This is a genomic window from Rhizobium sp. ARZ01, from assembly GCF_014851675.1.
In the GTDB taxonomy this organism is placed as follows: Bacteria; Pseudomonadota; Alphaproteobacteria; order Rhizobiales; family Rhizobiaceae; genus Mycoplana.
The window spans coordinates 175,533-198,446 of sequence record NZ_JACVAE010000003.1; the positions used below are offsets into that span (position 1 = coordinate 175,533).

Below are 22,914 nucleotides of genomic sequence, written 5' to 3' on the forward strand. Positions count from 1 at the left end.
ACCTCGTCAATGACATTTGAAATAATCGAAGGGCTCGCGGCAGTCCTGACACTGCCACAGAGCCTTGCAGGAGGTCGAGCCGAACTCGGCAAGCCGGGCGGTGCGGACCGAGCCGCAGCGAGGACATTCCACCTCGTCGGCGCCGAACAGGGCACCGCGGCCGGCGCGCTTTTCCGACGGCGGGGCGATGCCGTATTCCTTCAGCTTGCGCTTGCCGTCCTCGGTCATCCAGTCGGTCGTCCAGGCGGGCGAGAGAACCGTCGTCACTTTGACCCGGTCGAAGCCGGCCTTCTCCAGCGCCAGTTCCAGTTCCAGCGCAATCATGTTCATCGCCGGACAGCCGGAATAGGTCGGGGTTATGACGATTTCGAGCGCACCGTCCTCGGAAATCTTCAGGGAGCGCAGGACGCCGAGATCATCGATGGACAGGACCGGTATCTCCGGGTCCGACACGGTCGCGGCAACCGCGCGCGCCTGCGCCAGCAGCGCGGCAGTGTCCGCCGGCGGAAAAGGCGCCGGCATCGGCTGGCTTTCCCGCCCGGTCATCACCAGACCGCTCCAGGGATCGTATGCTGGACGTGCTGCAGGTCGGAGAGCAGGTGGCCCAGGTGTTCGCTGTGGATGCCGGTGCGCCCGCCCTTCTGCATCCAGCCGTCCTCAGGCGTGGTCAGCGTCGCCTCTTCAAGCACGGCCTTCACGTTCGCGCGCCATTGGTCGCGCAGGCTGGCAAGGTCGACGGCGATGCCGGCGTCCACCAGGCCCTTTTCGGAGGCGTCCATCTCGAACAGCTCGCCGGTATAGGCCCAGAGTTCGTCGAGTGCAGCGGCGATGCGGGCATGGCTTTCCGTCGTGCCATCGCCAAGCCGGATCACCCACTCGGCGGTGTGGCGCACGTGATAGGCCATTTCCTTTTCGCTCTTGGCGGCAACTGCGGCGAGCGTCTCGTCCTTGGACTTCATCATCGCGCGCCAATAGAGATCGGCGAAGCTGGCATAGAGGAACTGGCGCATGATCGTGCGGGCGAAATCGCCGTTCTGCTGCTCGACCAGAAGCGCATTGCGGTAGCCGCGGTCGTCCCGCCAATAGGCGAAGTCGTCCTCGGTCCGCCCCTCGCCTTCCGCCTCGCCGGCATAGGTGTAGAGCGAGCGCGCCTGGCCGATCAGGTCCAGTGCCATGTTGGCAAGCGCCATGTCCTCTTCCATCATCGGCGCGTGTCCGCACCATTCGGAAAGACGGTGGCCGAGAATCAGCGCGTCGTCGGCGCGACGCAGGGTATAGAGAACGAGCGGCGTTTCGTTGACGCGAATGGTCTTCGCCATGGGTTTCCTCCAGGTTCGTTCACCGGAGCGAACGATGAGCACTTACCTTCCGGTAGCGCGCCACCGGATCGTCATGCAGATGAAGCCAGCCGTAAGCTGAAGCTTACATATGGCCCACTTCTTCCGGCACGTCGTAGAACGTCGGGTGGCGGTAGATCTTCGAGGCGGTCGGCTCGAACATCATGTCCTTGTCGGCCGGGTCGGAGGCCGTGATCGCGTTCGACGGCACGACCCAGATCGACAGTCCCTCACCGCGGCGGGTGTAGATGTCACGGGCCGCCTGCAGGGCAAGCGTGGCGTCGGTGGCGTGCAGCGAGCCCACATGCTTGTGGGCCAGGCCGTTGCGCGAGCGGATGAAAACTTCCCAGAGCGGAAAAATGTCCTTCATGTCGGTACTCCTTAAGCCGCCTTGCGGGCTTGGCGTTTTTCGGCGTAGGCGAGGGCGGCTTCGCGCACCCAGGCGCCTTCCGCGTGCGCCTTGTTGCGGGCGGCAAGACGCTCGCGGTTGCAGGGGCCGTTGCCGGAAATCACCTGCTTGAACTCGTCCCAGTCGATCGTGCCATATTCCCAGTGGCCGGTTTCCTCGTTGAACTTGAGGTCCGGATCGGGAAGCGTCAGTCCGAGATACTGGGCCTGCGGCACGGTGGCGTCGACGAATTTCTGGCGCAGCTCGTCATTGGAGAAGCGCTTGATCTTCCAGCGGGTGGACTGGTCGGAATGCTGGCTTGCCGCGTCCGGCGGGCCGAACATCATCAGACACGGCCACCACCAGCGGTTCAGCGCGTCCTGTGCCATTTCCTTCTGTGCCTGATTGCCCTTCGACAGCGTCACCATGATCTCGTAGCCCTGGCGCTGGTGGAAGGATTCTTCCTTGCACACCCGGATCATCGCCCGCGAATAGGGGCCGTAGGAACAGCGACAGAGCGGGATCTGGTTCATGATCGCCGCACCGTCGACGAGCCAGCCGATGGCGCCCATATCGGCCCAGGTCAGCGTCGGATAGTTGAAGATCGAGGAATACTTCGCCTTGCCTGTCAGAAGCTGGTCGACCAGCTCCTCGCGCGAGACGCCAAGCGTTTCGGCGGCGGTGTAGAGATAGAGGCCATGACCGCATTCGTCCTGCACCTTGGCAAGCAGGGCCGCCTTGCGACGCAGTGACGGAGCGCGGGTGATCCAGTTGCCTTCCGGCAGCATGCCGACGATTTCGGAATGGGCGTGCTGGGAAATCTGGCGCGTCAGCGTCTTGCGATAGGCTGCCGGCATCCAGTCGTTCGGCTCGATGCGATCTTCGGCGTCGATGCGCGCCTGGAATTTTTCGAGCAGCGCCGCATCCTCGACCTGGCGCTCGCCGGCATCCGGATTGGCGTTGAGAGCTTGCGTGTACATGGCTTCCTCCATCGAATGGGGGCAATATATGTAACAGAAATCAATTCGACAACGATTTTTTGTAACACTTTGCGCTGCAACAAAGACACGTCGCCATCGGGCATTGAAAGTATTAGGTTTTATACGAACCGGTCGGTCATCGAGAGGCGCGCGGGCTTCAGCGGCCCGCCCTCATCCATGCCGTTCTGGTCAAGCCAGCGCTCCGATGCGACGGCAAGGTGGCGATAGAGCGCAGCGCAAAGCTGCCGGGCGGCCGTTCCCGGCCAATCCTCCGGTAGGATCGCCGCCGGCAGGCCCGGATCGCGCAGCACGATGCGGCGATATTCGTAGATCATCAGCACGCGCGCCGTGATCGCACCGAGGTCGGAGGGGTGCAGGCCATGCTCAAGCGCGGCCAGCAGCGGGCTGAAGTCGGCGATGAAATGACGGTAATGGTCGGCGAGCACGGCGAGCGGCCAGGCTCGATCGGCAAGCGCGCGCATGTCCGCCGCCGACCCTTGTGCTTGAAGGCACGGTTCTTCGCTTGCGATGTCGGGAACGGCCCAGCCGGAGGGAGCGATCCAGGTGCCCGGTATCGGGGTGCCGTAACCCGCCTCTTCCAGCGCCTTGCGCAGAACGTCGCGATCGGGGCCGGGTGCCGGCATCAGCACGGTGAAATGGCCATCCCAGTCGGCGACCTTCGGATTGTAGATGCGATTGGCCGCCTCCTGGAAGGTCTGGCGCCCCTTCTCGCCGAGCCGGTAGAAGCTGTTGCGGCCGACCTTGCTGCGTTCCAGCCAGCCGTCCGCCGCAAGTCGCGACATGGCGGTCCGCACCACGCCGTCGCTGATGTCGAGCCCCCTGAAGAACGCATTCAGCGTGCCGAGCCAGACCGAATCGCCGCGCGGCAGAAGCGCGTCGCCATAGAAAGTGATGATGATCGACCAGGTTCGGGAGGGCTGCGACTGCAGCCGCTCTAGCACCTGCGACAGTGCTTGGCGCAGGGCGGCGGTATCGGGCGGCTGCTTCTGGCTTTGCGTCGTCATCGACCGATCCGGCTGACCTTGTCGTTGCCCATTTCGGGCTGGGCGACCTGCGGCGCGCCGGTCAGGATCAGCGCCGTCACCATGTCGGCGTATTCCTCGCGCGTCAGGCCCTTGCCCTCGCGGAACCACAGGTAATGCCAATTCAGCATGCCGAACATCGACATCGTCAGCGGCTTGAGAAGCGGTCCCCGGCCGATCTCCGGCAGGGCATCGGCCAGTGCGTCGGACAGGCATACGACGAGTTGGCGCTCCATCGCCAGCAGCAGCTCACGCCGTTCGTCCGAAAGCAGCTTCAGGTTGGCAATCTGCACCTGATGCTCCGCATCCGCGTCGCGATAGGCGTCAAGCAGGGCCATCGCAATCGCCCGAACCCGCAGCTTCGGATCCTCGGTCGAGGCAGACGCCTGTCCCATCACCTCGACCAGCTCCTGCAGATGATCGTTCAGGATGTCGAAGAGCAGCGCCTCCTTGTCCGGGTAGTAGTGGTAGAGCAGCGCCTTTGATACGCCACAGGCTTCCGCGATCATGTTGATCGAGGTGCCGGGAAAGCCAAAGCGGGCGAACAGCTCCGCGGAGCGCTGCAAGATCGCCAGTCGCTTGGTGTCGTAGTCCTGGGCGCGGGTACGGGCCATGTGCACAAGTCCAATCGCTTGCCTACGCCGGAACCGACTCGCCGGCGCGGCGAATGATTATCCGATCGGTCTATCAATCGCTCCCGGCGGCGTAAAGTCGGCCCCGCGCCGCGATCGGCGGACCTCCCGGAAATCCGGGCGGAATTTTATAGATTGACCAATCGGTCGGTTAATTATATCGTACCTGTCGCAAATTGCAAACAGGCCCTGTCGCGCCCTTTGGCGCCCGCCACATGGATACTTTGGGAGGAGTTCCGATCATGACTTTCACGTCGACCCGTCGCGCGATTCTCGGCACTGTCGCGGCCGCTGCCCTTCTTGCTGCGGGCGCCGCGCCGGCCGCTGCCGCCGACCCGATCAAGATCGGCTCCGTCGTGTCCGCCACCGGTTCCACCGCCTTCCTCGGTGATCCCGAAGCCAAGACGCTGAAGCTCGTTGCAGAGCAGATCAATGCCAAGGGCGGCATTCTGGGCCGGCCGATCGAATTGATCCTCTATGACGACGGTGGCGACGCCAACAAGGCACGCACCTTCGCCACCCGTCTCGTCGAGGACGACGGCGTCGTTGCCATGGTCGGCGGCACCTCGACCGGTGCCACGATGGCGATGATCCCGGTCTTCGAGGATGCGGAAATTCCGTTCATCTCGCTCGCCGGCGCCATCGAGATCATCGACCCGGTCAATCCCTTCGTCTTCAAGACGCCGCACACCGACAAGACCGCCTGCATGAAGATCTTCGAGGACATGAAGGCGCGTGGCCTGACGAAGATCGGCATGATTTCCGGCACCGACGGCTTCGGCAAATCGATGCGCAACCAGTGCATGAACGTGATTGGCGACTACGGCATCGAGGTGCTGGTCGACGAGAGCTATGGCCCGACAGACGCCGACATGACGCCGCAGCTGAACAAGATCAAGAATACCGAGGGCGTCCAGGCTGTCGTCAACCCGGGCTTCGGCCAGGGCCCGGCGATCGTCACGCGCAACTACGCCCAGCTCGGCCTCACCGTACCGCTCTACCAGTCGCACGGCGTCGCTTCGAAGAGCTTCATCGAGCTGGCCGGCAAGGCGGCAGAAGGCGTGCGCTTGCCGGCGCCTGCGCTCCTGATCGCCGACAAGCTTGCCGACGACGACAAGCAGAAGCCGGTCGTTTCCGCCTACAAGCAGGCCTACGAGACCGCCACCGGCCAGCCGGTGTCCACCTTTGGCGGCTATGCCTATGATGGTCTTTCGCTGCTTGCAGCCGCAATCGAGAAGGCAGGCTCGGACGATCCGGCGGCGATCCGCGACGCGATCGAGGCGACGAACGGTTATGTCGGCGTGACCGGCATCTATACGATGTCGGCCGAAGACCATTTGGGACTCGGCACCGAATCCTTCCACCTGCTGCGCATCGAGAACGGCGACTGGGTGCCGGAGGCGGCTGCGAAGTAATTCGCGTCCCCTCCCTACCGCATTCCATCTTTCGACGAACGGGTCCGCGTGATGAGCGAGTTCTTGCAATTGTTGATTTCGGGCCTGACCGTGGGCGCAGTCTATGCGCTCGTCGCCCTCGGCTTCACCCTGATCTACAATGCTTCCGATGTAATCAACTTCGCTCAAGGCGACTTCGTCATGATCGGCGGCATGGGGACGGTGTTCCTCATGGCCGCCGGCCTGTCGCTGCCGATCGCGGCCCTGATCGCCGTGCTCGGCGCCGTCATTGTCGGTTTGCTCCTGCACCGGCTCGCAATCGAGCCGGCGCGCGGCGCTTCGCCCGTCACCCTCATCATGATCACGATCGGTGCCTCGATCTTCATCAGGGGCGCAGCACAGATTGTCTTCGACAAGCAGTTCCATACGCTGCCGGCCTTTTCCGGCGCCGATCCGATCAACATCGCCGGCGCTGCCATCCTGCCCCAGAGCCTCTGGGTGCTCGCCGGCGCGATCATTCTTTTCGTCGCGCTCTATCTATTTCTGACGCGAACGTTGACCGGCAAGGCGCTGATCGCCACCGCCGCCAACCGGCTCGCCGCCCGTCTCGTCGGCATCAACGTCCGCGTTATGCTGGGCCTCGCCTTCGGCTTGTCTGCGGCGATGGGCGCGCTTGCCGGCATCCTCGTCGCACCGATCACGCTGACCCGCTATGACATCGGCCTGATCTTCGCGCTCAAGGGCTTTGCCGCGGCCATGGTCGGCGGCATGGGCTCGCCGCAGGGTGCGCTGGTCGGCGGGTTGCTGATCGGCATTCTGGAGGCGTTCGGTGCCGGCTACATCAGCTCGGCCTACAAGGATGCGGTCGCATTCCTTGCCATCCTGCTGGTGCTGTTCGTCATGCCGCGTGGCCTGTTCGGCTCGAAGAGCGTGGAGCGCGTTTGATGTCGAAGTCGCTTCTCAAAAGCCGTTTCCTGCCGCTTGTCGTGCTTGCGGTCATCGTCGCGATCGTCCCGCTCGTCGCCCCGTCCGGCTTCTATCTGCGCGTTGCAGCCCTCGTCTGGACCTTTTCGCTCGCGGCAATGGGTCTGACCATCCTGATGGGCTACGCCGGACAGGTCAGTCTCGGCCACGCCGGCTTTCTCGGCATCGGCGCGTATTCGGTGGCGCTCGGACCCGAATATCTCGGCCTGCATTCGCTCGTCTCGGTCGCGCTTGGCGCGGTTCTCGCCGGCCTGATCGCCTGGATCGTCGGCAGGCCGATCCTGAAGCTGAAGGGCTACTATCTGGCGATCGCAACGCTCGGCTTCGGCATGATCGTTTCGCTCGTCATTACCGGCGAAAGCGACATCACTGGCGGGCCTGATGGCATGAAGGTCGCGCGCGCGACGCTGTTCGGTCTCAAGCTTTCAGGGGCGTCCACCTGGTATTGGGTCACGGCCGGCGTCATGCTCATCGGCGCCGCAATCGCCCTCAACATCGGCGCCAGCCCGACCGGCCGGGCGCTACGGGCGCTCCATGACAGCGAGGTCGCCGCCTCCGCCACCGGCATCGACGTCGCCTCGAAGAAGCTCAACGCCTTCGTGCTTGCCGCGATCTATGGCGCCGTCGCCGGCGGACTGATCGGCCTGATGAACGGCCTGGTGACGCCTGATATTGCCGGCTTCATGAACTCGATCGAGCTTGTCGCCATGGTCATCATCGGCGGGCTTGGCTCCGTTTTCGGCGCGGTGGTCGGCGCGGCCTTCCTGGTGGTGCTGCCGCAGGCGCTCACGGCCCTGCACGACTATGAGCAGATGGTGCTCGGCCTCCTGATCATGGTCTTCATGATCTTCCTGCCGGCCGGCATCGTGCCGGCCCTGCGCAAGATTTGGACGGAGCGCGCGGCATGAGCATTCTCCAGGTCGAAAACACCGGAATCTCCTTTGGCGGCCTCGTCGCGGTCGACAACGTCTCCTTCGCGGTCAAGCCGAGCGAGGTCTTCTCGATCATCGGCCCGAACGGCGCGGGCAAGACGACGCTGTTCAACATCGTCACCGGCGTCTACCAGACCGACCGCGGCGCCGTGACCCTTGATGGCGAAAAGGTCAGCGGCACGGCACCGCATCTGCTCGTCAAGCGCGGTATGGTGCGCACCTTCCAGAACCTGCAGATCTTCTTCCGCATGACGGCGCTGGAAAACGTCATGGTCGGGTTCCACCTGACGGAAAAGACCTCGTTCCTCGCTGATCTGCTCGGCCTGCCGGGCGTGACCCGCCAGAACCGCGCCACGCGGGACGCTGCAATGGCGCTGCTGGACCGCGTCGGTCTCGCCCGCTATGCGGACATGTCGGCCGGCTCCCTGCCCTACGGCGCACTGAAGCGCCTAGAGATCGCCCGCGCGCTCGCCTCCGAGCCGAAGGTGCTGCTGCTCGACGAGCCGGCCGCCGGCTGCAACGCCGTCGAAAGCGAAGCGATCGATAAACTGATCAGCGAGATTGCAGCGGGTGGCATCGCCGTCGTCCTGATCGAGCACGACATGAAGCTCGTCATGCGCATTTCTCACCGGATTCTCGTCCTCGCCGAGGGGAAGCGGCTTGCCGAAGGCACGCCCGAGGCGGTCAGAAGCGATCCGGCGGTCATCGCCGCCTATCTCGGGGAACATGGCGCAAGGGAGGCGGATCGTGCTCAAGGTTGAGGGACTGAATTCTGCCTACGGTCGCATCCGCGTCCTGCACGACGTGTCGCTGGAAATCGGTGACGGTGAGGTCGTGGCGATCGTCGGCTCGAACGGCGCCGGCAAGACGACACTCCTGCGCGCGCTCTCGGGCGTGCAGCCGATCCTTTCGGGCCGTATCGTCCTGGAAGGCAAGGAGATCCAGAAGCTCCCGCCGCACGAGCGCGTGGCCCGTGGCCTGGTGCAGTCGCCGGAAGGGCGTCAGATCTTCGGCCCGCTCAGCGTCGAGGATAATCTGCGGCTCGGTGCCTACCGCCGCGGCCGCGACCGCACCGAGGAGAGCCTTGCCGACATCTATGCCATGTTCCCGATCCTGGCCGAAAAGCGCGCACTGCCCGCTTCGGGGCTGTCGGGCGGCCAGCAGCAGATGCTGGCGATCGGACGAGCACTGATGGCAGAACCGAAACTCTTGCTGCTCGACGAGCCCTCGCTCGGCCTCTCACCGCTTTTGATCGACCAGATCCTTGCCGCCGTCACCAATCTGAAGGCGCGCGGCATGGCGATTCTGCTTGTGGAGCAGAATGCGTCCGCCGCGCTTGCGATCGCCGACCGCGGCTATGTCCTGGAAACCGGCGAGGTCGTACACTCCGGCGCGGCAAGCGCGCTGCTAATCGATCCGAAGGTCCAGGAAGCCTATCTCGGGCTTTAGCTGCGATGCGGCGGCGGATCCCTCAAATACCGTCGTCGGCGGCAATCAATAGAAGACGTGGATCGGCCAGGCCGTGTGGTATCGCCGCCGGGCTTGGGGAACCACTGGTTTCAGCAGCTCCAGCAGGCTTTTGTGATGCTTGGCCTCTGCCGAAGCATCAACGCTCGCCTCGGGTTCGCATTCCCCGGTTTCGGCCGGATGCGGCGAAAAATAGCCGAGCGTCATTCCACCCATATAGAACATGCGTCCACCTCGTGCCCGATCGTTAACGGCCAGTTACGATCATGGCAAAATCGTGGCGCAAGTCAATAGTCTATAGATTTAGTGCTGTACCCGCGGCCGCGACAGTCAGGACTGGCCGACGGCCTTCTTCTCCGGCACGTCGTCTTCGACAATACCGGCCACCCCGGGAGCCGCGACGAACTGCTCCAGCGTCATCGTGTCGAGAATGGCGGCGATCGCGTCGCGCACGTCCGTCATCGAGCGGCGGACCTGGCAGGTTTCGGGGTCCGCACAATCGTCGCAGGCCTCATAGGCGGTTCGGCTTGCGCAGCGAATCGGGGCCAACGGCCCGTCGAGAACGCGGATGGCATGGCCGATCCGGATCGCCGACGCCGGCTGCGACAGCGCATAGCCACCGCCCGGCCCCTTCTTCGAGCGCAGGATGCCGGCATTGCGCAGTTCGAGCAGGATCGTGTCGAGAAACTTCTTCGGAATGTTGTTGCGCAGCGCGATTTCGCTGACGAAAGCGGTTTCACCGGGGGCAAGCCGTGCCAGATCGACCAGGGCCTTCAGCCCGTACTTTCCCTTTTTCGTCAGCATGCCCGCCTGCTTTCCACCTGCAAATCGACATTCGGCGGGTCGCGCAGCCAGCGCGCCCGTTTCCAGGAGTCACCCGTGTGTTCGGGGGATGATCGTCAGCCACCCATCACGGATGATTCCGACGCATTTTAGGCGCCAAGTGCTAAAAACGTATAAAAAATATGTATTTTACCGCGTCTGCTTATGCAAGCCGCTAAGGCGTGTCGCGATCTATCAGATTATGTCCCGAATCGTTTCCGTTCGCGGGGAAGACCGCGGTGGAATGCGTCGCTCCCTGCGCGAATTCGCACGGAGCGTGACGCGACTACTGTGCATGCGTTAGCTCCGCACAGCCTCGTCGCGTGTAGAATCCGCCAGGTGCCGGCGGCGGAGTTCCGCCTGGACCTCGTCCTGAAAATCCAGCACCTGCAGGCGTATCTCCGCCTCGTTGCAGCCGAGTGCCAGGAGTTCGTCGGCAAGCTTGCGGCATTCGGAGCGCCAGTAGCGCTGGGCCGGTTCGCCGTGCAGCGCCTCGAGTTCGGCCGCGCAACGCCGCACGATGCCCGTCCTCCGGGCCATCGGAAACGGGATCGGTGCCCCGTGCGATGTCGGGCCGATGTTTGCGGATGTTGCGCTCATGTATGCTGTCCCCTCGTGTGCGTTGCATCCTGCATACGGGGCGCATGGTTAACGGCGGGTTTCCGAGTCGGCCCTCTTGTGCCAACATGAGCAGGTGCAATCTACAAAAGGGCTGCAGAAACATTCGCGGCGGTGGTGTCCTTCACGGCCTGCATCACCACGAATGTGGACGTATTGGAGACATTCGGCAGGCTTGAAATCTTTTCGCCCAGGACCTCGCGGTACTTGTGGATGTCGGAGGTGCGCACCTTGAGCAGATAGTCGAAGGAGCCTGCGATCATGTGGCACTCCTCGACCTCCTGGATGCGGCGGACGGCGTTGTTGAATGCCTCCAGCGCCTTCTCGCGGGTGTCGGAGAGTTTCACCTCGGCAAACGCGATGTGGTCCAGCCCGAGCTTGCGCAGATTGATCTCCGCATGGAAGCCGAGGATGAAGCCCTCGTCGATCAGCCGCTTCAGGCGTGCCTGGCAGGGAGTCTTTGACAAGCCGACCCGCTTGGACAACTCTGTCACCGAGATCCGGCCGTCTTGGCTGAGAACGTCGAGGATGCGAATGTCGAACTGATCCAAATCTTCGATGTTTTGCGTCTTTGCCATTCGTTATGCCTCCCAGGTGGTCGATAATCAGATCGATCGGCCTAAATTCCGCAAAAATCAAGTCAACATGATTTTTGCTTCGGTGCTACCATCCGGTTGCTGCGAAATGGCACGCCTGAAGGACAATCGGCGAGGCGGCGCGGCCAGACCGGACGACCGGCTGTAACGCCCCTTACCCACGAGCGCGCCACCATGACCCAGACCCCTTCCTTCCCGGAAAACGCCGGCCCCGCCGGTGAACGTCGTCCTTTTGCGGATTTCGCCCCGCCGGTTCGCCCGCAGGATCCGCTGCGCCAGGCGATCACAGCCGCCTATCGCCGCCCCGAGGCCGAATGCCTTGCCCCGTTGCTTGAGGCAGCGACGCTTTCGTCCGAACAGCGGGGCGCCGTCTCGGCCACCGCGCGCAAGCTGATCACGGCCCTTCGCGCCAAGCACAAGGGCACCGGTGTCGAGGGACTGGTGCAGGAATACTCGCTCTCCAGCCAGGAAGGCGTGGCGCTGATGTGCCTCGCCGAGGCGCTGCTGCGTATCCCCGATACCGCCACGCGTGATGCACTGATTCGCGACAAGATCGCCGATGGCGACTGGAAGTCCCATATCGGCGGCGGCCGCTCGCTCTTCGTCAATGCCGCAACCTGGGGTCTTGTCGTCACCGGCAAGCTGACTGGCACCGTCAACGACCGCAGCCTGTCGGCCGCCCTGACCCGCCTCATTGCCCGCTGCGGCGAGCCCGTCATCCGCCGCGGCGTCGACATGGCCATGCGCATGATGGGCGAGCAGTTCGTTACCGGCGAGACGATCGACGAGGCGCTCAACCGGGCCCGCACGCTGGAGCAGAAGGGTTTCCGCTATTCCTACGACATGCTTGGGGAGGCTGCGACGACGGCCGCCGATGCCGAGCGCTACTATCGCGACTACGAAAACGCCATCAATGCCATCGGCAGGGCGTCTGCCGGCCGCGGCATCTATGAGGGGCCGGGCATCTCGATCAAGCTGTCGGCCCTGCATCCGCGCTATTCGCGCGCGCAGGCCGATCGCGTCATGGAAGAGCTCCTGCCCAAGGTGAAGGCGCTGGCGCTGCTGTCGAAGACCTACAACATCGGTCTCAACATCGACGCGGAGGAAGCCGACCGGCTGGAGCTGTCGCTCGACCTGCTCGAAAACCTCTGCACCGATCCGGACCTTGCCGGCTGGGATGGCGTCGGCTTCGTCGTGCAGGCCTATGGCAAGCGCTGCCCGTTCGTGCTCGACTACATCATCGATCTTGCCCGCCGTTCCGGCCGCCGCATCATGGTGCGGCTCGTCAAGGGTGCCTACTGGGATGCCGAGATCAAGCGTGCGCAGGTCGATGGCCTCTCGGAATTCCCCGTCTATACCCGCAAGATCCACACCGACGTCTCCTATATCGCCTGCGCCAAGAAGCTGCTCGCGGCCACCGATGCGGTCTTCCCGCAGTTTGCCACCCACAATGCCCAGACGCTGGCGACGATCTACCAGCTCGCCGGCCCGGATTTCTCCGTCGGCAAGTACGAGTTCCAGTGCCTGCACGGCATGGGCGAGCCGCTCTATGACGAGGTTGTCGGCAGCGGCAATCTGAACCGGCCCTGCCGCATCTACGCTCCGGTCGGCACCCACGAGACGCTGCTTGCCTATCTCGTCCGCCGCCTGCTGGAGAACGGCGCGAACTCCTCCTTCGTCAACCGCATTGCCGACCCGGCCGTCTCGATCGACGACCTGATCGCCGATCCGGCAGAGGTCGTCCGCTCGATGGCTGTCGTTGGTGCGCGCCACGATCAGATCGCACTCCCGGCAAATCTCTATGGCGCACGGCTGAATTCCGCCGGCCTCGACCTCTCGAACGAGACCACGCTCGCCTCGCTCAGCGAAGCGCTCGAGGCAAGCGCCGCAATCGCCTGGAAAGCCGAGCCGCAGCTTGCCTCCGGAGCCGCGGGCGGCGAGACCCGCCCGGTCCTTAATCCCGGCGACCTGGGCGATGTTGTCGGTCAGGTCACCGAGGCCTCCGATGAAACGGCACGCAAGGCCGTGGCGCTGGCGGCTGCCGCTGCACCGCGCTGGGTAGCCGTGTCGCCTGCCGAACGCGCCGCCTGCCTGGAGCGTGCCGCCGACGCGATGCAGGCGCGCATGCCGACGCTGCTTGGCCTGATCGTCCGCGAGGCCGGCAAATCGCTGCCGAACGCGATTGCCGAAGTGCGCGAGGCGATCGACTTCCTGCGCTACTACGCCGAACAGACGCGCCGCACCCTCGGCCCGGCCCATGCGCCGCTCGGCCCGGTCGTCTGCATCAGCCCCTGGAACTTCCCGCTGGCGATCTTCATCGGCCAGGTCGCGGCAGCGCTGGTCACCGGCAACCCGGTGCTGGCAAAGCCCGCCGAGGAAACCCCGCTGATCGCAGCCGAGGGCGTTCGCCTGCTGCATGGAGCGGGCGTTCCAGCCGATGCGCTGCAGCTTCTGCCGGGCGACGGCCGCGTCGGCGCCGCCCTCGTCGGCGCCCCCGAGACCGCCGGCGTCATGTTCACCGGCTCGACCGAAGTCGCCCGCCTGATCCAGGCGCAGCTCGCTGGCCGCCTCTCGGCCGATGGCCGGCCGATCCCGCTGATCGCCGAAACCGGCGGCCAGAACGCCATGATCGTCGATTCGTCCGCGCTTGCCGAACAGGTCGTCTTCGATGTAATCGCGTCGGCCTTCGACAGCGCCGGCCAGCGCTGCTCGGCGCTGCGCGTGCTCTGCCTGCAGGAGGACGTCGCCGACCGCACGCTCACCATGCTCAAGGGAGCGCTGCACGAGCTGAACATCGGCCGCACCGACAAGCTTTCCGTCGACATCGGCCCGGTCATTACCGCCGAGGCCAAGGGCATCATCGAAGGGCACATCGATGGCATGCGCGGCAAGGGACGCAAGGTCGAGCAGATCAGCCTCGATGCGGAGACGGCGAAGGGCACCTTTGTCCCGCCGACAATCATCGAACTCGGCGGCATTTCCGAGCTGAAGCGCGAGGTCTTCGGTCCGGTCCTGCACGTCATCCGCTACAAGCGCGACGACCTCGACCGGTTGATCGACGATATCAATGCCACCGGCTACGGGCTGACCTTCGGCCTGCACACGCGTCTGGACGAGACGATCGCCCATGTCACGAGCCGGGTGAAGGCGGGCAACATCTATGTCAACCGCAACGTCATCGGCGCTGTTGTCGGCGTCCAGCCCTTCGGCGGTCGCGGCCTCTCCGGCACCGGCCCGAAGGCCGGCGGCCCGCTCTATCTCGGCCGCCTGGTCAAGACCGCGCCAATCCCGCCACAGCACAGCTCGGTCCACACCGATCCGGCACTGAGCGACTTCGCCAAGTGGCTTGGCCAGCGTGGCATGAACGCGCAGGCGCAGGCCGCCCGCGATACCGGCAGCGCGTCGGCGCTCGGCCTCGACATAGAGCTTCCGGGTCCGGTTGGTGAGCGCAATCTCTACGCGCTGCACCCGCGCGGTCAGGTGCTGCTGGTTCCGCAGACGGAAGCTGGCCTCTACAGCCAGATCGTTGCGGCCCTTGCGACCGGCAACCGCCCGGTGATCGACGCGGCTTGCGGCCTGCAGGGCGCCTTAAAGGATCTTCCCGCGAGCGTCGCTGCCCGTCTCGCCTGGTCGAACGACTGGGCCAAGAGCAGTCCCTTCGCCGGGGCGCTGGTGGAAGGCGATGCCGAGCGCATCCGCGCCGTCAACGAGAAGATCGCAACCCTGCCCGGCCCGCTCGTGCTGGTCCAGGCGTCGTCGACGGAGGCGATTACCGCCCGCAATGCGGACGCCTACTGCCTCAATTGGCTCTTGGAAGAGGTCTCCACCTCGATCAACACCACCGCCGCCGGCGGCAACGCCAGCCTGATGGCAATCGGCTGACCATGTGCTCGCAGCCCCGGACCTGCTCCGGGGCCAGCGCGACAGGAGAACGAAAACGAAAAATGGCGGCTCCGATATGAGGCCGCCATTTTCAGTCTGCTGACAACACCTTTCAACATCTCTTTATTTCTTCGAGCGACATCAAGGACTCCGTCTTGCCGGGCTTGACCCGGCATCCAGTGCGCGCAAGTCCTTGCGCGCAAAAACCTCTTTCGCGCCGCCGACGCAGCGCGGCTAGACGCCGGATCAAGTCCGGGGTGACGGAAAGGCTGTTTATGAAGATTGACGGTTTGTCACCAACCTGAATGGCGGCTCCGACATGGGGCGCCGCCATTTTCGTATCTTGATTGGAATCGTCTAGGAGCAGTCGCCTGCCCTAACCAAGCCTCAGACGTCGCTGGGCCGCAGCGGGGCGTATTCGGCAGCATCGACCGCGGTCGGCCGCCCGTCGAGTTTCAGCTCGCTGAAACGGGGTGCCGAGCGCGCGATGACCTTGCCACGCCGCATGACGACGAGGCGGTTGGCCTTCAGCCGCAACGCTTCCTGCGGATCGCGGGCCTGCAGGATCACGAGGTCGGCGTTGCAGCCCTTTTCGAGTCCGTAGCCTTCCAGCCCCATCGTCTTGGCCGAATTGACCGTCAGCGCGTCAAAAATCTTCCGCTTGTCCTCGATGCCGGCCATCTGCGCGACATGGATCGCCATGTGGCCAACCTCGAGCATGTCGCCCGAACCCATCGAGTACCAGGGATCCATCACGCAGTCGTGGCCGAAGGAGACGTTGAGGCCGGCCTCCATCAGCTCGCGCACCCGCGTCATGCCGCGACGCTTCGGATAGGTGTCATGCCGGCCCTGCAGCATGATGTTGATCAGCGGGTTCGGAATGACGTTGATCTTCGCTTCCGCCATCAGCGGGATGAGCTTGGAGACGTAGTAGTTGTCCATCGAGTGCATCGAGGTCAGGTGCGAGCCGGCAACGCGGCCCTGCAGCCCGTAGCGCACGGTTTCGGCCGCGAGCGTCTCGATGTGGCGCGACATCGGATCGTCGGTCTCGTCGCAATGCATGTCGACCGGTAGGCCACGATCGGCCGCGATCTTGCAGAGCGCGGATACGGAGGCGGCACCATCGGCCATGGTGCGCTCGAAATGCGGGATGCCGCCGACGATGTCGAGGCCCATGTCGAGAGCGCGGTTCAGCGATTCGACGCCACCCTCGGCGCGGTAGTAGCCGTCCTGCGGGAAGGCGACGAGCTGCAGGTCGATATAGGGGGCGACCTTTTCGCGCACTTCGATCAAAGCCTCGGCCGTGACCAGCGCCGGATCGCTCGTGTCGACATGGCTGCGGATGGCGAGCAGACCCTGGCTGACAGCCAGATCACAGTAACGCAGCGCGCGCTCGACCAGCGCCTCGCGCGTCAGCGTCGGGCGCAGTTCGCCCCAGAGCGCGATACCTTCCAGGAGCGTGCCGGACACGTTCATGCGCGGCAGGCCGAGCGACAGCGTCGCGTCCATGTGGAAATGCGGATCGACGAAGGGCGGCGTCACGAGGCGATTGCTGGCGTCGATCGTCTCTCCGGCCTCAGCCTGGATCCTCGGCCCGACCTCGACGATCTTCCCGCCTTTGACGCCAATATCGATGCCCTCGCGGCCGTCGGGGAGATTGGCATTCTTAATGAGGACGTCGAACATGGGGCACCTGTAGGAAGATGGGGACGGGAACTAGCGTTCGCCGCGCCGGTAGGGCTGCATCAGCGCCTGCGGCACGCGGGCGCGACGCGCCATGACGGCTAGGGCGACGATCGAGAGAATATAGGGCATCATCAGGAAGATCTGATAGGGCACGTCGCCGAGGACCGCCTGTAGCCGCAGCTGGAAGGCATCAAAAAAGGCGAAGAGCAGAGCGCCGAACAGTGCCCGTGCCGGCCGCCAGGAGGCGAAGACGACGAGTGCGATGCAGATCCAGCCGCGCCCCTGCACCATGGTGGGGAAGAAGCTGTTGAAGGCCGAAAGCGTCAGGAACGCCCCACCGACCGCCATCAGCGCGCTGCCCGCCATGATCGCCCCATAGCGCACCTTGATCGGGTCGACACCCTGCGCCTCGGCCGCATGTGGGTTTTCCCCGCTCATGCGCAGCGCCAGGCCGAGCGGCGTACGGTAGATGATGTAACCGAGCAGCAGCGCGATCACGATCGCAAGATAGGTTGGCGCGGTCTGGGTGAAAAGCGCCGGACCGACGAAGGGCAGGTCCGAAAGACCGGGGATCGCGATCGGCTGGAACGGCGTGACCGTCGGCGGCGTCGACGCAAGCGGCACCGTCAGGCGGAAGATGTAGTAGCTGAACGAGGAGGCAAACAGCGTGATGCCGAGCCCCGTCACATGTTGCGACAGGCCAAGGGTGACGGTCATCGACGCATGCAGCAGGCCGAACAGCGCGCCAGAAAGCGCAGCGACCAGCAGCCCTGTCCAGAGGTCGGCGCCGTTGAAGACGGCGAGCCAGCCGATCATCGCCCCGAAGGTCATGATCCCCTCGATGCCGAGGTTCAGCACGCCGGACCGTTCCGACAGCAGGGCACCCAGCGTGCCGAAGATCAGCGGTGTCGCGATCCGCAAGACCGCCGCCCACAGGCCGGCCGAGGCGATGATGTCGAACAGCGTGCTCATCGGCGGATCCTGTACTGGGTGAAGAAGATGGCGATGAGCATGGTCAGGAGCGACAGCGCGACGGTGACGTCGGCGAGGTAGGTCGGGATGCTCAGCGCCCGGCTCATGCCGTCGGCGCCGACGAACATGGTGGCGGTGAAAAGCGCGGCGGCAATCACGCCAAGCGGGTTGAGGTTGGCGAGCATGGCGACGATGATGCCGGCATAGCCGTAACCCGGCGAAAGATCGGTGGTCACGTAACCCTTGACCCCCATCACCTCGATTGCGCCGGCAAGCCCGGCGAGCCCGCCCGAAAGGCACGCGACCTTAATCAGCGTCTTGCCGAGCGGCACGCCGGCAAAGGCTGCACCTTCCGGATTGAGGCCTGCCGCACGAGACTGCAGGCCAAAGACGGTGCGCGATTGCAGGAAGTAGACCACCAGTGCGGTAACAACGGCCACCAGCAGGCCGATATGAAGGCGCGACCGCTCGATCAGCTTGGGCAACAGCGCGTGGTCGGCGACGGGCATGGACTGCGGCCAGCCGAAGGCGAGGGGATCTTTCAGCGGTCCCTCGATCATCATCGAAACGAAGAGGACCGCGACGAAGTTCAGCAACAAGCTCGTCACCACCTCGTCGACGGAAAAGCGCAGGCGCAGCCACAGCGGCACGAGCATCAGCAGGATCCCGGCCAGCGCGCCCGCTGCAAAAAGAAGCGGGATCAATACCGGTCCAGGCAACCCCGAAAGTGCACTCGACCCGAGCGCCGCCACCATGATTGCGCCGAGATAGAATTGCCCTTCAGCGCCAATGTTCCACAACCTTGCGCGGAAGGCGACAGCCGCCGCAAGCCCGGTCAACATCAGCGGCGTCGCCCGCGTCAGGGTCTCGGTCGCCGAAAGCCGCGTGCCGAAAGCGCCGGTCAGGATGCGGCCATAGGCCTCCAGCACCGGTGCGCCGGCCAGCGCGATCAGGATGCCCGCGAGCGCCAGCGCCGCCACGACCGCGAGGATCGGCGACAGGACGACCAGCAACAGCGGGCGGTGTTCGCGGCGTTCAAGACGCATGATGAGGTCCTTCGCTCGACGTCCAGTCGCCGGACATCATCAGGCCGAGCCGGCGCGGGTCGACGTCCTCGGCGGCGATCGGCGCGGAAAGCCGTCCCTTGACGATTGCCTGGATCCGGTCGGCAAGTCCGATCACTTCATCCAGGTCCTCGGAAATCAAAAGCACCGCCGTTCCCTTCCGGCGCGCTTCCAGGATACGGGCGTGGACGGCCGCGACGGCACCCTCGTCGAGGCCCCGGGTCGGCTGCGCGGCAATCAGGATGCGTGGCCGCCTGTAGAGGTTGCGCCCGAGGATCAGCTTCTGCATGTTGCCGCCGGACAGCAGGCGCGCACGGCTGGTCGGCGTGCCGCCGCGCACGTCGAAATCCTCGATGATCGTGGCGGCAAGCGCCTGGCCTGCCGCCCGGTTGACGAGGCCGCGCCTGGAAAAATGCGCCGTGTGGATCCGCTCCAGTACGGCATTTTCCCAGATCGCCATCTCGCCGATCGTGCCCTGCTTGTGGCGATCCTCGGGAATGCGGCCGATGCCGGCTTCGACCAGGTCGTGCACCTCCAGCGCCTGCACTGTTTCACCGAACAGCCGCATCTCCCCGCCGTTTGGCGCAGCCAGCCCGCTCATCAGTTGTGAAAGGGTCGCTTGCCCATTTCCGGAAACACCGATGATGCCGAGCGTCTCACCTTCGCGCAGGAAGAAATCGATTTCCTTCAGCCGGTCGATGCCACCGCTGGTCACCGTCACACGTGAGGCCTGGAACACGGTCTCGCCCGGTTCTGCAGGCTCGCGCGTCGGCCGTGTTACGCGATATCCGACCATCAGCTCGGCCAGTTCGGACTTGTTGGTTTCACTGACCATACACTCGGCCGCCACTTTGCCGCCGCGCAGGACGACGATACGGTCGGCGGCGGCCATCACCTCGTCGAGCTTGTGCGAGATGAAGATCAGCGACAGGCCCTGCCGTGCCATCTCCTTCAGCGTGGAAAACAGCCGCTCCGCCTCGATGTTCGTCAGAACGGCCGTCGGCTCGTCGAGGATCAGGATGCGGGCGTCGTTGTAGAGGGCCTTGAGGATCTCCACCCGCTGCTGCTCGCCGACGGACAGATCGCCGAGCCGCGCGTCCGGATCGACGCCGAGGCCGAAGCGTTCGGCAATCGCAAGCAGCTTGCGCCGTGCTGCGCCCTTGTTCGAGCGCAGCGACCAGAGCGATTCCGTGCCGGTCATCACGTTTTCCAGAACGGTCAAGTTCGGCGCCAGCGAAAAATGCTGGTGCACCATGCCGACTCCGGCCTTGATTGCTGCCCGCGGCCGCCCGTGCGGAAGCTCGTCCCCGTCGACGCGCACGGTGCCCTCGTCCGGCGTGTAATGGCCAAAGAGAATGCTCATCAGCGTCGTCTTGCCGGCGCCGTTCTCGCCGAGCAGCGCCAAAAGCTCGCCCTTGCGCAGGCTGATCGAGATGTCGTCGTTTGCGACGATCGGGCCGAAGCGCTTGCTGATGTGGGAAAGTTCGAGGACGGTTTCCATTGTCATGCTGCCAATCCCGCCACGGGAAAACGATGCCGCCAGCGCTCCTCGCGCTCGAGTTGGGCGGCGAGTGAAAGCAGCATTTTCTCGGACCCCATCGGCCCCATCAATTGCACCGGCAGCGGCAGTCCCTCCGCATCCTTGCCGAAGGGCAGCGTCAGCGCTGGAAAGCCCGAAATATTGGCAAGGCTCGCCAGCGGCGCAAACGCCGTCATCCGCTGCAGATGCAGATCGGTATCGGCATGGTCGGAGGGGAAGGACCCCACCGGCAGGGGAGCGGAAGAGAGCATCGGCATCAGCAAGCAGTCCAGGCTTTCGAACAGGGCCCAGGTTCGATGGCTCACATGCACCGCAGCGTCCAGCGATGTCCAGAGGGCGTTACCGGATATTTTTCGTCCGCGCTCGGCAAAGGCGCGCGTCAGCGGTTCAGCAAGGTCGAGATCGAGCGCCAACGCATTCGCCAGCCGGGCGAGATTGACCGCAACGATATCGGCAAAGACGGTACCGGAGATGGCGACGAGGTCCTCGAAGGCAGACCAGCGCAGCGGAAGGATCCGGTACCCGGCCTTCTCCAACGTTTTGGCTGCGTCCAATACCGCAACGCTTCGCGCCGGGTCCGTGGGATAGTCACGGCCGGTATCGGTCAGGACACCAATCCGCAGATTGGCTTCCGTAGAGCCGTGCGGCGCCGGGTCGGCAAAGGGACCTCGCGCCTTGCCGCAAACAGATTGAAAGATCCGTTGGGTGTCACGCACCGAGCGACAGACGGCGAGTTCGCTGGCGATTCCGCCGAGATGGTTGCCGAAATGCGGGCCGCCGGGGATGGCGCCTCGCGTGGGCTTCAGGCCGACGAGGCCGCAACAGGCGGCGGGCACGCGGGTCGAGCCGCCGGCGTCGGTGGCATGGGCGATCGCGACGATGCCGGCTGCGACGGCCGCCGCCGCGCCGCCCGACGAGCCGCCGGCGGTACGGGACGGATCGAGTGGATTGCGGCAGATGGGCCCGCGAGCTGGCTCGCTGGAGAGGGAAAGCCCGAATTCCGGGCTGGTCGTCAGGCCGAAGAGGGTGAAGCCCGCCTGGCGAAACCGGACGGCGAGGTTCGAATCCAGAGCAGGATCCAGCATTCCCTCCAGCACGCGCGATCCGGCCCGGACGGGAAAGCCGGCAAAGGGCCCGCCGAGATCCTTTGCCAATGTCGGCACACCACCGAAGGTCCTGGTTGCAAACTGGGCCGGATTGGTCGCTCTCTCCGCATCCAGCGTCGCAGCCGCTTCCCGGCCGCGCGCCGCATCCAGGTGGCAGATCGCGCCGAATGCCGTGTTGGCGGAAGCGGCTGAAAGCGCCGCCTCCATTGCTTCGCTGGCCGAAACAACACCGGAGCGGATCGCATCGGCCAGCGCCGACGCGTCCCCTTTTTCTACACTTGTGGTCTCCGGCGTTGACACGACCACTGCTTGCCGGCTTACTTCGGCTCGTCCATCATGATCGGCACTTCGAACTTGCCGGCCTTGATTTCGGCACGCTTGGCCTCCATCGCCGCTTCCGCGTCAGCAGGCGCCACGCCCTTGACGTAGACGATGTCGCTGCCGCCGTTCTTCATCAGGCCGAAGGCCGTGTAGCTCTTGCCAGCCGGCTTGCCGGCATTCACATCGGCCACGGCCGCGTCGAGGATCGGTCGGAAATACCACATCGCGTTGGCAAAGACGGTATCCGGATAACGCGGCGTATAGTCGAGCAGCGAACCGACCGCCTTGATGCCGCGCTCCTTGGCGGCGTCGGCGGTGCCGATGCGCTCGCCGAACAGGATGTCGGCGCCGGCGTCAATCTGGGCAAGACCCGCCTCGCGCGCCTTCGGCGGGTCGAAGAAGGTACCGATAAAGGAGACCAGGTGCTTGGCGTCAGGGTTCACTTCCTTCACGCCGGCCGCAAACGCGTTGATCAGCATGTTGACTTCCGGGATCGGGATCGCGCCGACCGAGCCGACAACGCCGGATTTCGTCATCTTGCCGGCCAGCATGCCGGCAAGATAGGCGCCGTCGTGGTTCCAGGTGCCGAAGACGCCGAAATTGTCGCCCGCGGCCTCGCCGCTCGAGCCCATCAGGAAGGCGGTGTCCGGGTAGTCCGCCGCCACCTGCCGTGCCTCGCGCTCCACCGCATAGGATTCGCCGACGATCAGCTTGTTGCCCTGCTCGGCATATTCGCGCATGGCGCGCGGATAGTCGGTGCCGGAAACGCCTTCCGAGAACGTGTACTCGATCACGCCGTCCTTCGCCGCCGCCTGCAGCGCCTCGTGCAGGCGCGAATTCCAGGCGTTTTCAACCGGCGATGCATGGATGCCTGCAACCTTCAGTGGCGCCTGCGCGCGCGCCTGCGGCAGGAACGCGCTGGCACCGAGAACGAGACCACCGGCAAGCATGGTACGACGTTTAATCAGGAGGCTGTTCGTCATGTTTCGTTCCCTTTCGATCGACCAAATGGTTCAAAAAGCAATAGGATTCGCACAAAAACGAGTCAAGCGCGGGACATGCACACGAAACGGTCATGAACCGCTTTCGCGCCGCAGCATGGCGGCTCGGGGCAGTTCGCGTTCAGGCTGTTGTCAGCATCGCCCGGCAG

The 22,914-nt window shown here is 64.6% G+C and carries 22 protein-coding genes; 6 read left to right on the plus strand and 16 right to left on the minus strand.

Annotated elements, in window-relative coordinates; genetic code table 11:
* Positions 1-6: 6 nt before the first annotated feature.
* From paaD to IB238_RS18260, 6 genes are all read right to left on the minus strand, one after another.
* Complete coding sequence (gene paaD / locus IB238_RS18235; RefSeq protein WP_192251299.1) at positions 7-522, minus strand: 1,2-phenylacetyl-CoA epoxidase subunit PaaD; 516 nt, start codon at positions 520-522, stop codon at positions 7-9.
* Between the two features lie 23 nt (positions 523-545).
* Complete coding sequence (gene paaC / locus IB238_RS18240; RefSeq protein WP_192250184.1) at positions 546-1,319, minus strand: 1,2-phenylacetyl-CoA epoxidase subunit PaaC; 774 nt, start codon at positions 1,317-1,319, stop codon at positions 546-548.
* Between the two features lie 103 nt (positions 1,320-1,422).
* Positions 1,423-1,707 (minus strand): 1,2-phenylacetyl-CoA epoxidase subunit PaaB, encoded by a 285-nt coding sequence (gene paaB, locus IB238_RS18245; RefSeq protein WP_192250186.1) that lies wholly within the window; start codon positions 1,705-1,707, stop codon positions 1,423-1,425.
* Positions 1,708-1,718: 11 nt separating this feature from the next.
* Complete coding sequence (paaA, locus tag IB238_RS18250; RefSeq protein WP_192250189.1) at positions 1,719-2,705, minus strand: 1,2-phenylacetyl-CoA epoxidase subunit PaaA; 987 nt, start codon at positions 2,703-2,705, stop codon at positions 1,719-1,721.
* A 119-nt stretch (positions 2,706-2,824) separates the two neighbouring features.
* A complete protein-coding gene (paaX, locus tag IB238_RS18255; RefSeq protein WP_192251302.1) occupies positions 2,825-3,688 on the minus strand; it encodes a phenylacetic acid degradation operon negative regulatory protein PaaX in 864 nt (287 codons plus the stop codon).
* A 38-nt stretch (positions 3,689-3,726) separates the two neighbouring features.
* Positions 3,727-4,362: a TetR/AcrR family transcriptional regulator gene (locus IB238_RS18260; RefSeq protein WP_192250192.1), complete on the minus strand. Its 636-nt coding sequence runs from the start codon at positions 4,360-4,362 to the stop codon at positions 3,727-3,729.
* 260 nt (positions 4,363-4,622) lie between these two features.
* Here IB238_RS18260 and IB238_RS18265 point away from each other — a divergent pair, with 260 nt between their 5' ends.
* Genes IB238_RS18265 through IB238_RS18285 form a run of 5 tightly spaced genes read left to right on the plus strand, consistent with a single transcriptional unit; the run spans position 4,623 to position 9,139 of the window.
* Positions 4,623-5,795, plus strand: a complete 1,173-nt coding sequence (locus IB238_RS18265) for an ABC transporter substrate-binding protein (RefSeq protein ID WP_192250195.1) — start codon at positions 4,623-4,625, stop codon at positions 5,793-5,795.
* A 51-nt stretch (positions 5,796-5,846) separates the two neighbouring features.
* Complete coding sequence (locus tag IB238_RS18270) at positions 5,847-6,719, plus strand: branched-chain amino acid ABC transporter permease (RefSeq protein ID WP_192250198.1); 873 nt, start codon at positions 5,847-5,849, stop codon at positions 6,717-6,719.
* Entirely contained in the window at positions 6,719-7,666 is a 948-nt protein-coding gene (locus tag IB238_RS18275; protein WP_192250201.1) for a branched-chain amino acid ABC transporter permease, read from the plus strand. The genes IB238_RS18270 and IB238_RS18275 overlap by 1 nt, the downstream gene beginning before the upstream one ends.
* Positions 7,663-8,451, plus strand: coding sequence for an ABC transporter ATP-binding protein (locus IB238_RS18280; protein ID WP_192250204.1), 789 nt, complete (start codon positions 7,663-7,665; stop codon positions 8,449-8,451). The genes IB238_RS18275 and IB238_RS18280 overlap by 4 nt, the downstream gene beginning before the upstream one ends.
* Positions 8,438-9,139 carry an ABC transporter ATP-binding protein gene (locus IB238_RS18285; RefSeq protein WP_192250207.1) on the plus strand — a complete coding sequence of 234 codons (702 nt, stop codon included), beginning with the start codon at positions 8,438-8,440 and terminating at the stop codon, positions 9,137-9,139. The genes IB238_RS18280 and IB238_RS18285 overlap by 14 nt, the downstream gene beginning before the upstream one ends.
* Before the next feature lie 45 nt (positions 9,140-9,184).
* Here IB238_RS18285 and IB238_RS18290 read toward each other — a convergent pair whose 3' ends face one another.
* The 4 genes from IB238_RS18290 to IB238_RS18305 all read right to left on the minus strand — a co-directional run bounded on the left by IB238_RS18290 (position 9,185) and on the right by IB238_RS18305 (position 11,175).
* Positions 9,185-9,382, minus strand: coding sequence for a hypothetical protein (locus IB238_RS18290; protein ID WP_192250210.1), 198 nt, complete (start codon positions 9,380-9,382; stop codon positions 9,185-9,187).
* Positions 9,383-9,487: 105 nt separating this feature from the next.
* Positions 9,488-9,961, minus strand: coding sequence for an Rrf2 family transcriptional regulator (locus IB238_RS18295; protein WP_192250213.1), 474 nt, complete (start codon positions 9,959-9,961; stop codon positions 9,488-9,490).
* Between the two features lie 318 nt (positions 9,962-10,279).
* Positions 10,280-10,579, minus strand: coding sequence for a DUF6074 family protein (locus IB238_RS18300; RefSeq protein ID WP_192250216.1), 300 nt, complete (start codon positions 10,577-10,579; stop codon positions 10,280-10,282).
* Between the two features lie 101 nt (positions 10,580-10,680).
* Positions 10,681-11,175: an Lrp/AsnC ligand binding domain-containing protein gene (locus IB238_RS18305; protein ID WP_192250219.1), complete on the minus strand. Its 495-nt coding sequence runs from the start codon at positions 11,173-11,175 to the stop codon at positions 10,681-10,683.
* 192 nt (positions 11,176-11,367) lie between these two features.
* Here IB238_RS18305 and putA point away from each other — a divergent pair, with 192 nt between their 5' ends.
* Positions 11,368-15,075, plus strand: coding sequence for a trifunctional transcriptional regulator/proline dehydrogenase/L-glutamate gamma-semialdehyde dehydrogenase (gene putA, locus IB238_RS18310; RefSeq protein ID WP_192250222.1), 3,708 nt, complete (start codon positions 11,368-11,370; stop codon positions 15,073-15,075).
* Between the two features lie 387 nt (positions 15,076-15,462).
* Here the strand turns inward: putA and IB238_RS18315 are convergent, their stop codons facing one another.
* From IB238_RS18315 to IB238_RS18340, 6 genes are read right to left on the minus strand one after another with little or no spacing between them, the layout of a single operon-like run.
* Complete coding sequence (locus IB238_RS18315; protein ID WP_192250225.1) at positions 15,463-16,761, minus strand: amidohydrolase family protein; 1,299 nt, start codon at positions 16,759-16,761, stop codon at positions 15,463-15,465.
* Between the two features lie 30 nt (positions 16,762-16,791).
* Positions 16,792-17,733 (minus strand): ABC transporter permease, encoded by a 942-nt coding sequence (locus IB238_RS18320; protein ID WP_192250228.1) that lies wholly within the window; start codon positions 17,731-17,733, stop codon positions 16,792-16,794.
* Positions 17,730-18,779: an ABC transporter permease gene (locus tag IB238_RS18325; RefSeq protein WP_192250231.1), complete on the minus strand. Its 1,050-nt coding sequence runs from the start codon at positions 18,777-18,779 to the stop codon at positions 17,730-17,732. Before IB238_RS18325 ends, IB238_RS18320 begins: the two co-directional genes overlap by 4 nt.
* The gene (locus IB238_RS18330; protein WP_192250234.1) at positions 18,769-20,304 is read right to left on the minus strand and encodes an ABC transporter ATP-binding protein; all 1,536 of its coding nucleotides are present in this window, start codon (positions 20,302-20,304) and stop codon (positions 18,769-18,771) included. The genes IB238_RS18325 and IB238_RS18330 overlap by 11 nt, the downstream gene beginning before the upstream one ends.
* Complete coding sequence (locus IB238_RS18335; protein ID WP_348648267.1) at positions 20,301-21,743, minus strand: amidase; 1,443 nt, start codon at positions 21,741-21,743, stop codon at positions 20,301-20,303. Before IB238_RS18335 ends, IB238_RS18330 begins: the two co-directional genes overlap by 4 nt.
* Before the next feature lie 17 nt (positions 21,744-21,760).
* A complete protein-coding gene (locus IB238_RS18340; protein ID WP_192250236.1) occupies positions 21,761-22,747 on the minus strand; it encodes a BMP family protein in 987 nt (328 codons plus the stop codon).
* Positions 22,748-22,914: the final 167 nt, after the last annotated feature.

What these genes read in the sequence shown, in the direction of transcription:
- paaD (WP_192251299.1), bottom strand. Translation starts at nt 522, where the DNA reads ATGCCGGCGCCTTTTCCGCCGGCGGACACTGCCGCGCTGCTGGCGCAG.
- paaC (WP_192250184.1), bottom strand. Translation starts at nt 1,319, where the DNA reads ATGGCGAAGACCATTCGCGTCAACGAAACGCCGCTCGTTCTCTATACC.
- paaB (WP_192250186.1), bottom strand. Translation starts at nt 1,707, where the DNA reads ATGAAGGACATTTTTCCGCTCTGGGAAGTTTTCATCCGCTCGCGCAAC.
- paaA (WP_192250189.1), bottom strand. Translation starts at nt 2,705, where the DNA reads ATGTACACGCAAGCTCTCAACGCCAATCCGGATGCCGGCGAGCGCCAG.
- IB238_RS18260 (WP_192250192.1), bottom strand. Translation starts at nt 4,362, where the DNA reads ATGGCCCGTACCCGCGCCCAGGACTACGACACCAAGCGACTGGCGATC.
- IB238_RS18265 (WP_192250195.1), top strand. Translation starts at nt 4,623, where the DNA reads ATGACTTTCACGTCGACCCGTCGCGCGATTCTCGGCACTGTCGCGGCC.
- IB238_RS18270 (WP_192250198.1), top strand. Translation starts at nt 5,847, where the DNA reads ATGAGCGAGTTCTTGCAATTGTTGATTTCGGGCCTGACCGTGGGCGCA.
- IB238_RS18275 (WP_192250201.1), top strand. Translation starts at nt 6,719, where the DNA reads ATGTCGAAGTCGCTTCTCAAAAGCCGTTTCCTGCCGCTTGTCGTGCTT.
- IB238_RS18280 (WP_192250204.1), top strand. Translation starts at nt 7,663, where the DNA reads ATGAGCATTCTCCAGGTCGAAAACACCGGAATCTCCTTTGGCGGCCTC.
- IB238_RS18290 (WP_192250210.1), bottom strand. Translation starts at nt 9,382, where the DNA reads ATGTTCTATATGGGTGGAATGACGCTCGGCTATTTTTCGCCGCATCCG.
- IB238_RS18295 (WP_192250213.1), bottom strand. Translation starts at nt 9,961, where the DNA reads ATGCTGACGAAAAAGGGAAAGTACGGGCTGAAGGCCCTGGTCGATCTG.
- IB238_RS18300 (WP_192250216.1), bottom strand. Translation starts at nt 10,579, where the DNA reads ATGAGCGCAACATCCGCAAACATCGGCCCGACATCGCACGGGGCACCG.
- IB238_RS18305 (WP_192250219.1), bottom strand. Translation starts at nt 11,175, where the DNA reads ATGGCAAAGACGCAAAACATCGAAGATTTGGATCAGTTCGACATTCGC.
- putA (WP_192250222.1), top strand. Translation starts at nt 11,368, where the DNA reads ATGACCCAGACCCCTTCCTTCCCGGAAAACGCCGGCCCCGCCGGTGAA.
- IB238_RS18315 (WP_192250225.1), bottom strand. Translation starts at nt 16,761, where the DNA reads ATGTTCGACGTCCTCATTAAGAATGCCAATCTCCCCGACGGCCGCGAG.
- IB238_RS18320 (WP_192250228.1), bottom strand. Translation starts at nt 17,733, where the DNA reads ATGAGCACGCTGTTCGACATCATCGCCTCGGCCGGCCTGTGGGCGGCG.
- IB238_RS18325 (WP_192250231.1), bottom strand. Translation starts at nt 18,779, where the DNA reads ATGCGTCTTGAACGCCGCGAACACCGCCCGCTGTTGCTGGTCGTCCTG.
- IB238_RS18330 (WP_192250234.1), bottom strand. Translation starts at nt 20,304, where the DNA reads ATGACAATGGAAACCGTCCTCGAACTTTCCCACATCAGCAAGCGCTTC.
- IB238_RS18340 (WP_192250236.1), bottom strand. Translation starts at nt 22,747, where the DNA reads ATGACGAACAGCCTCCTGATTAAACGTCGTACCATGCTTGCCGGTGGT.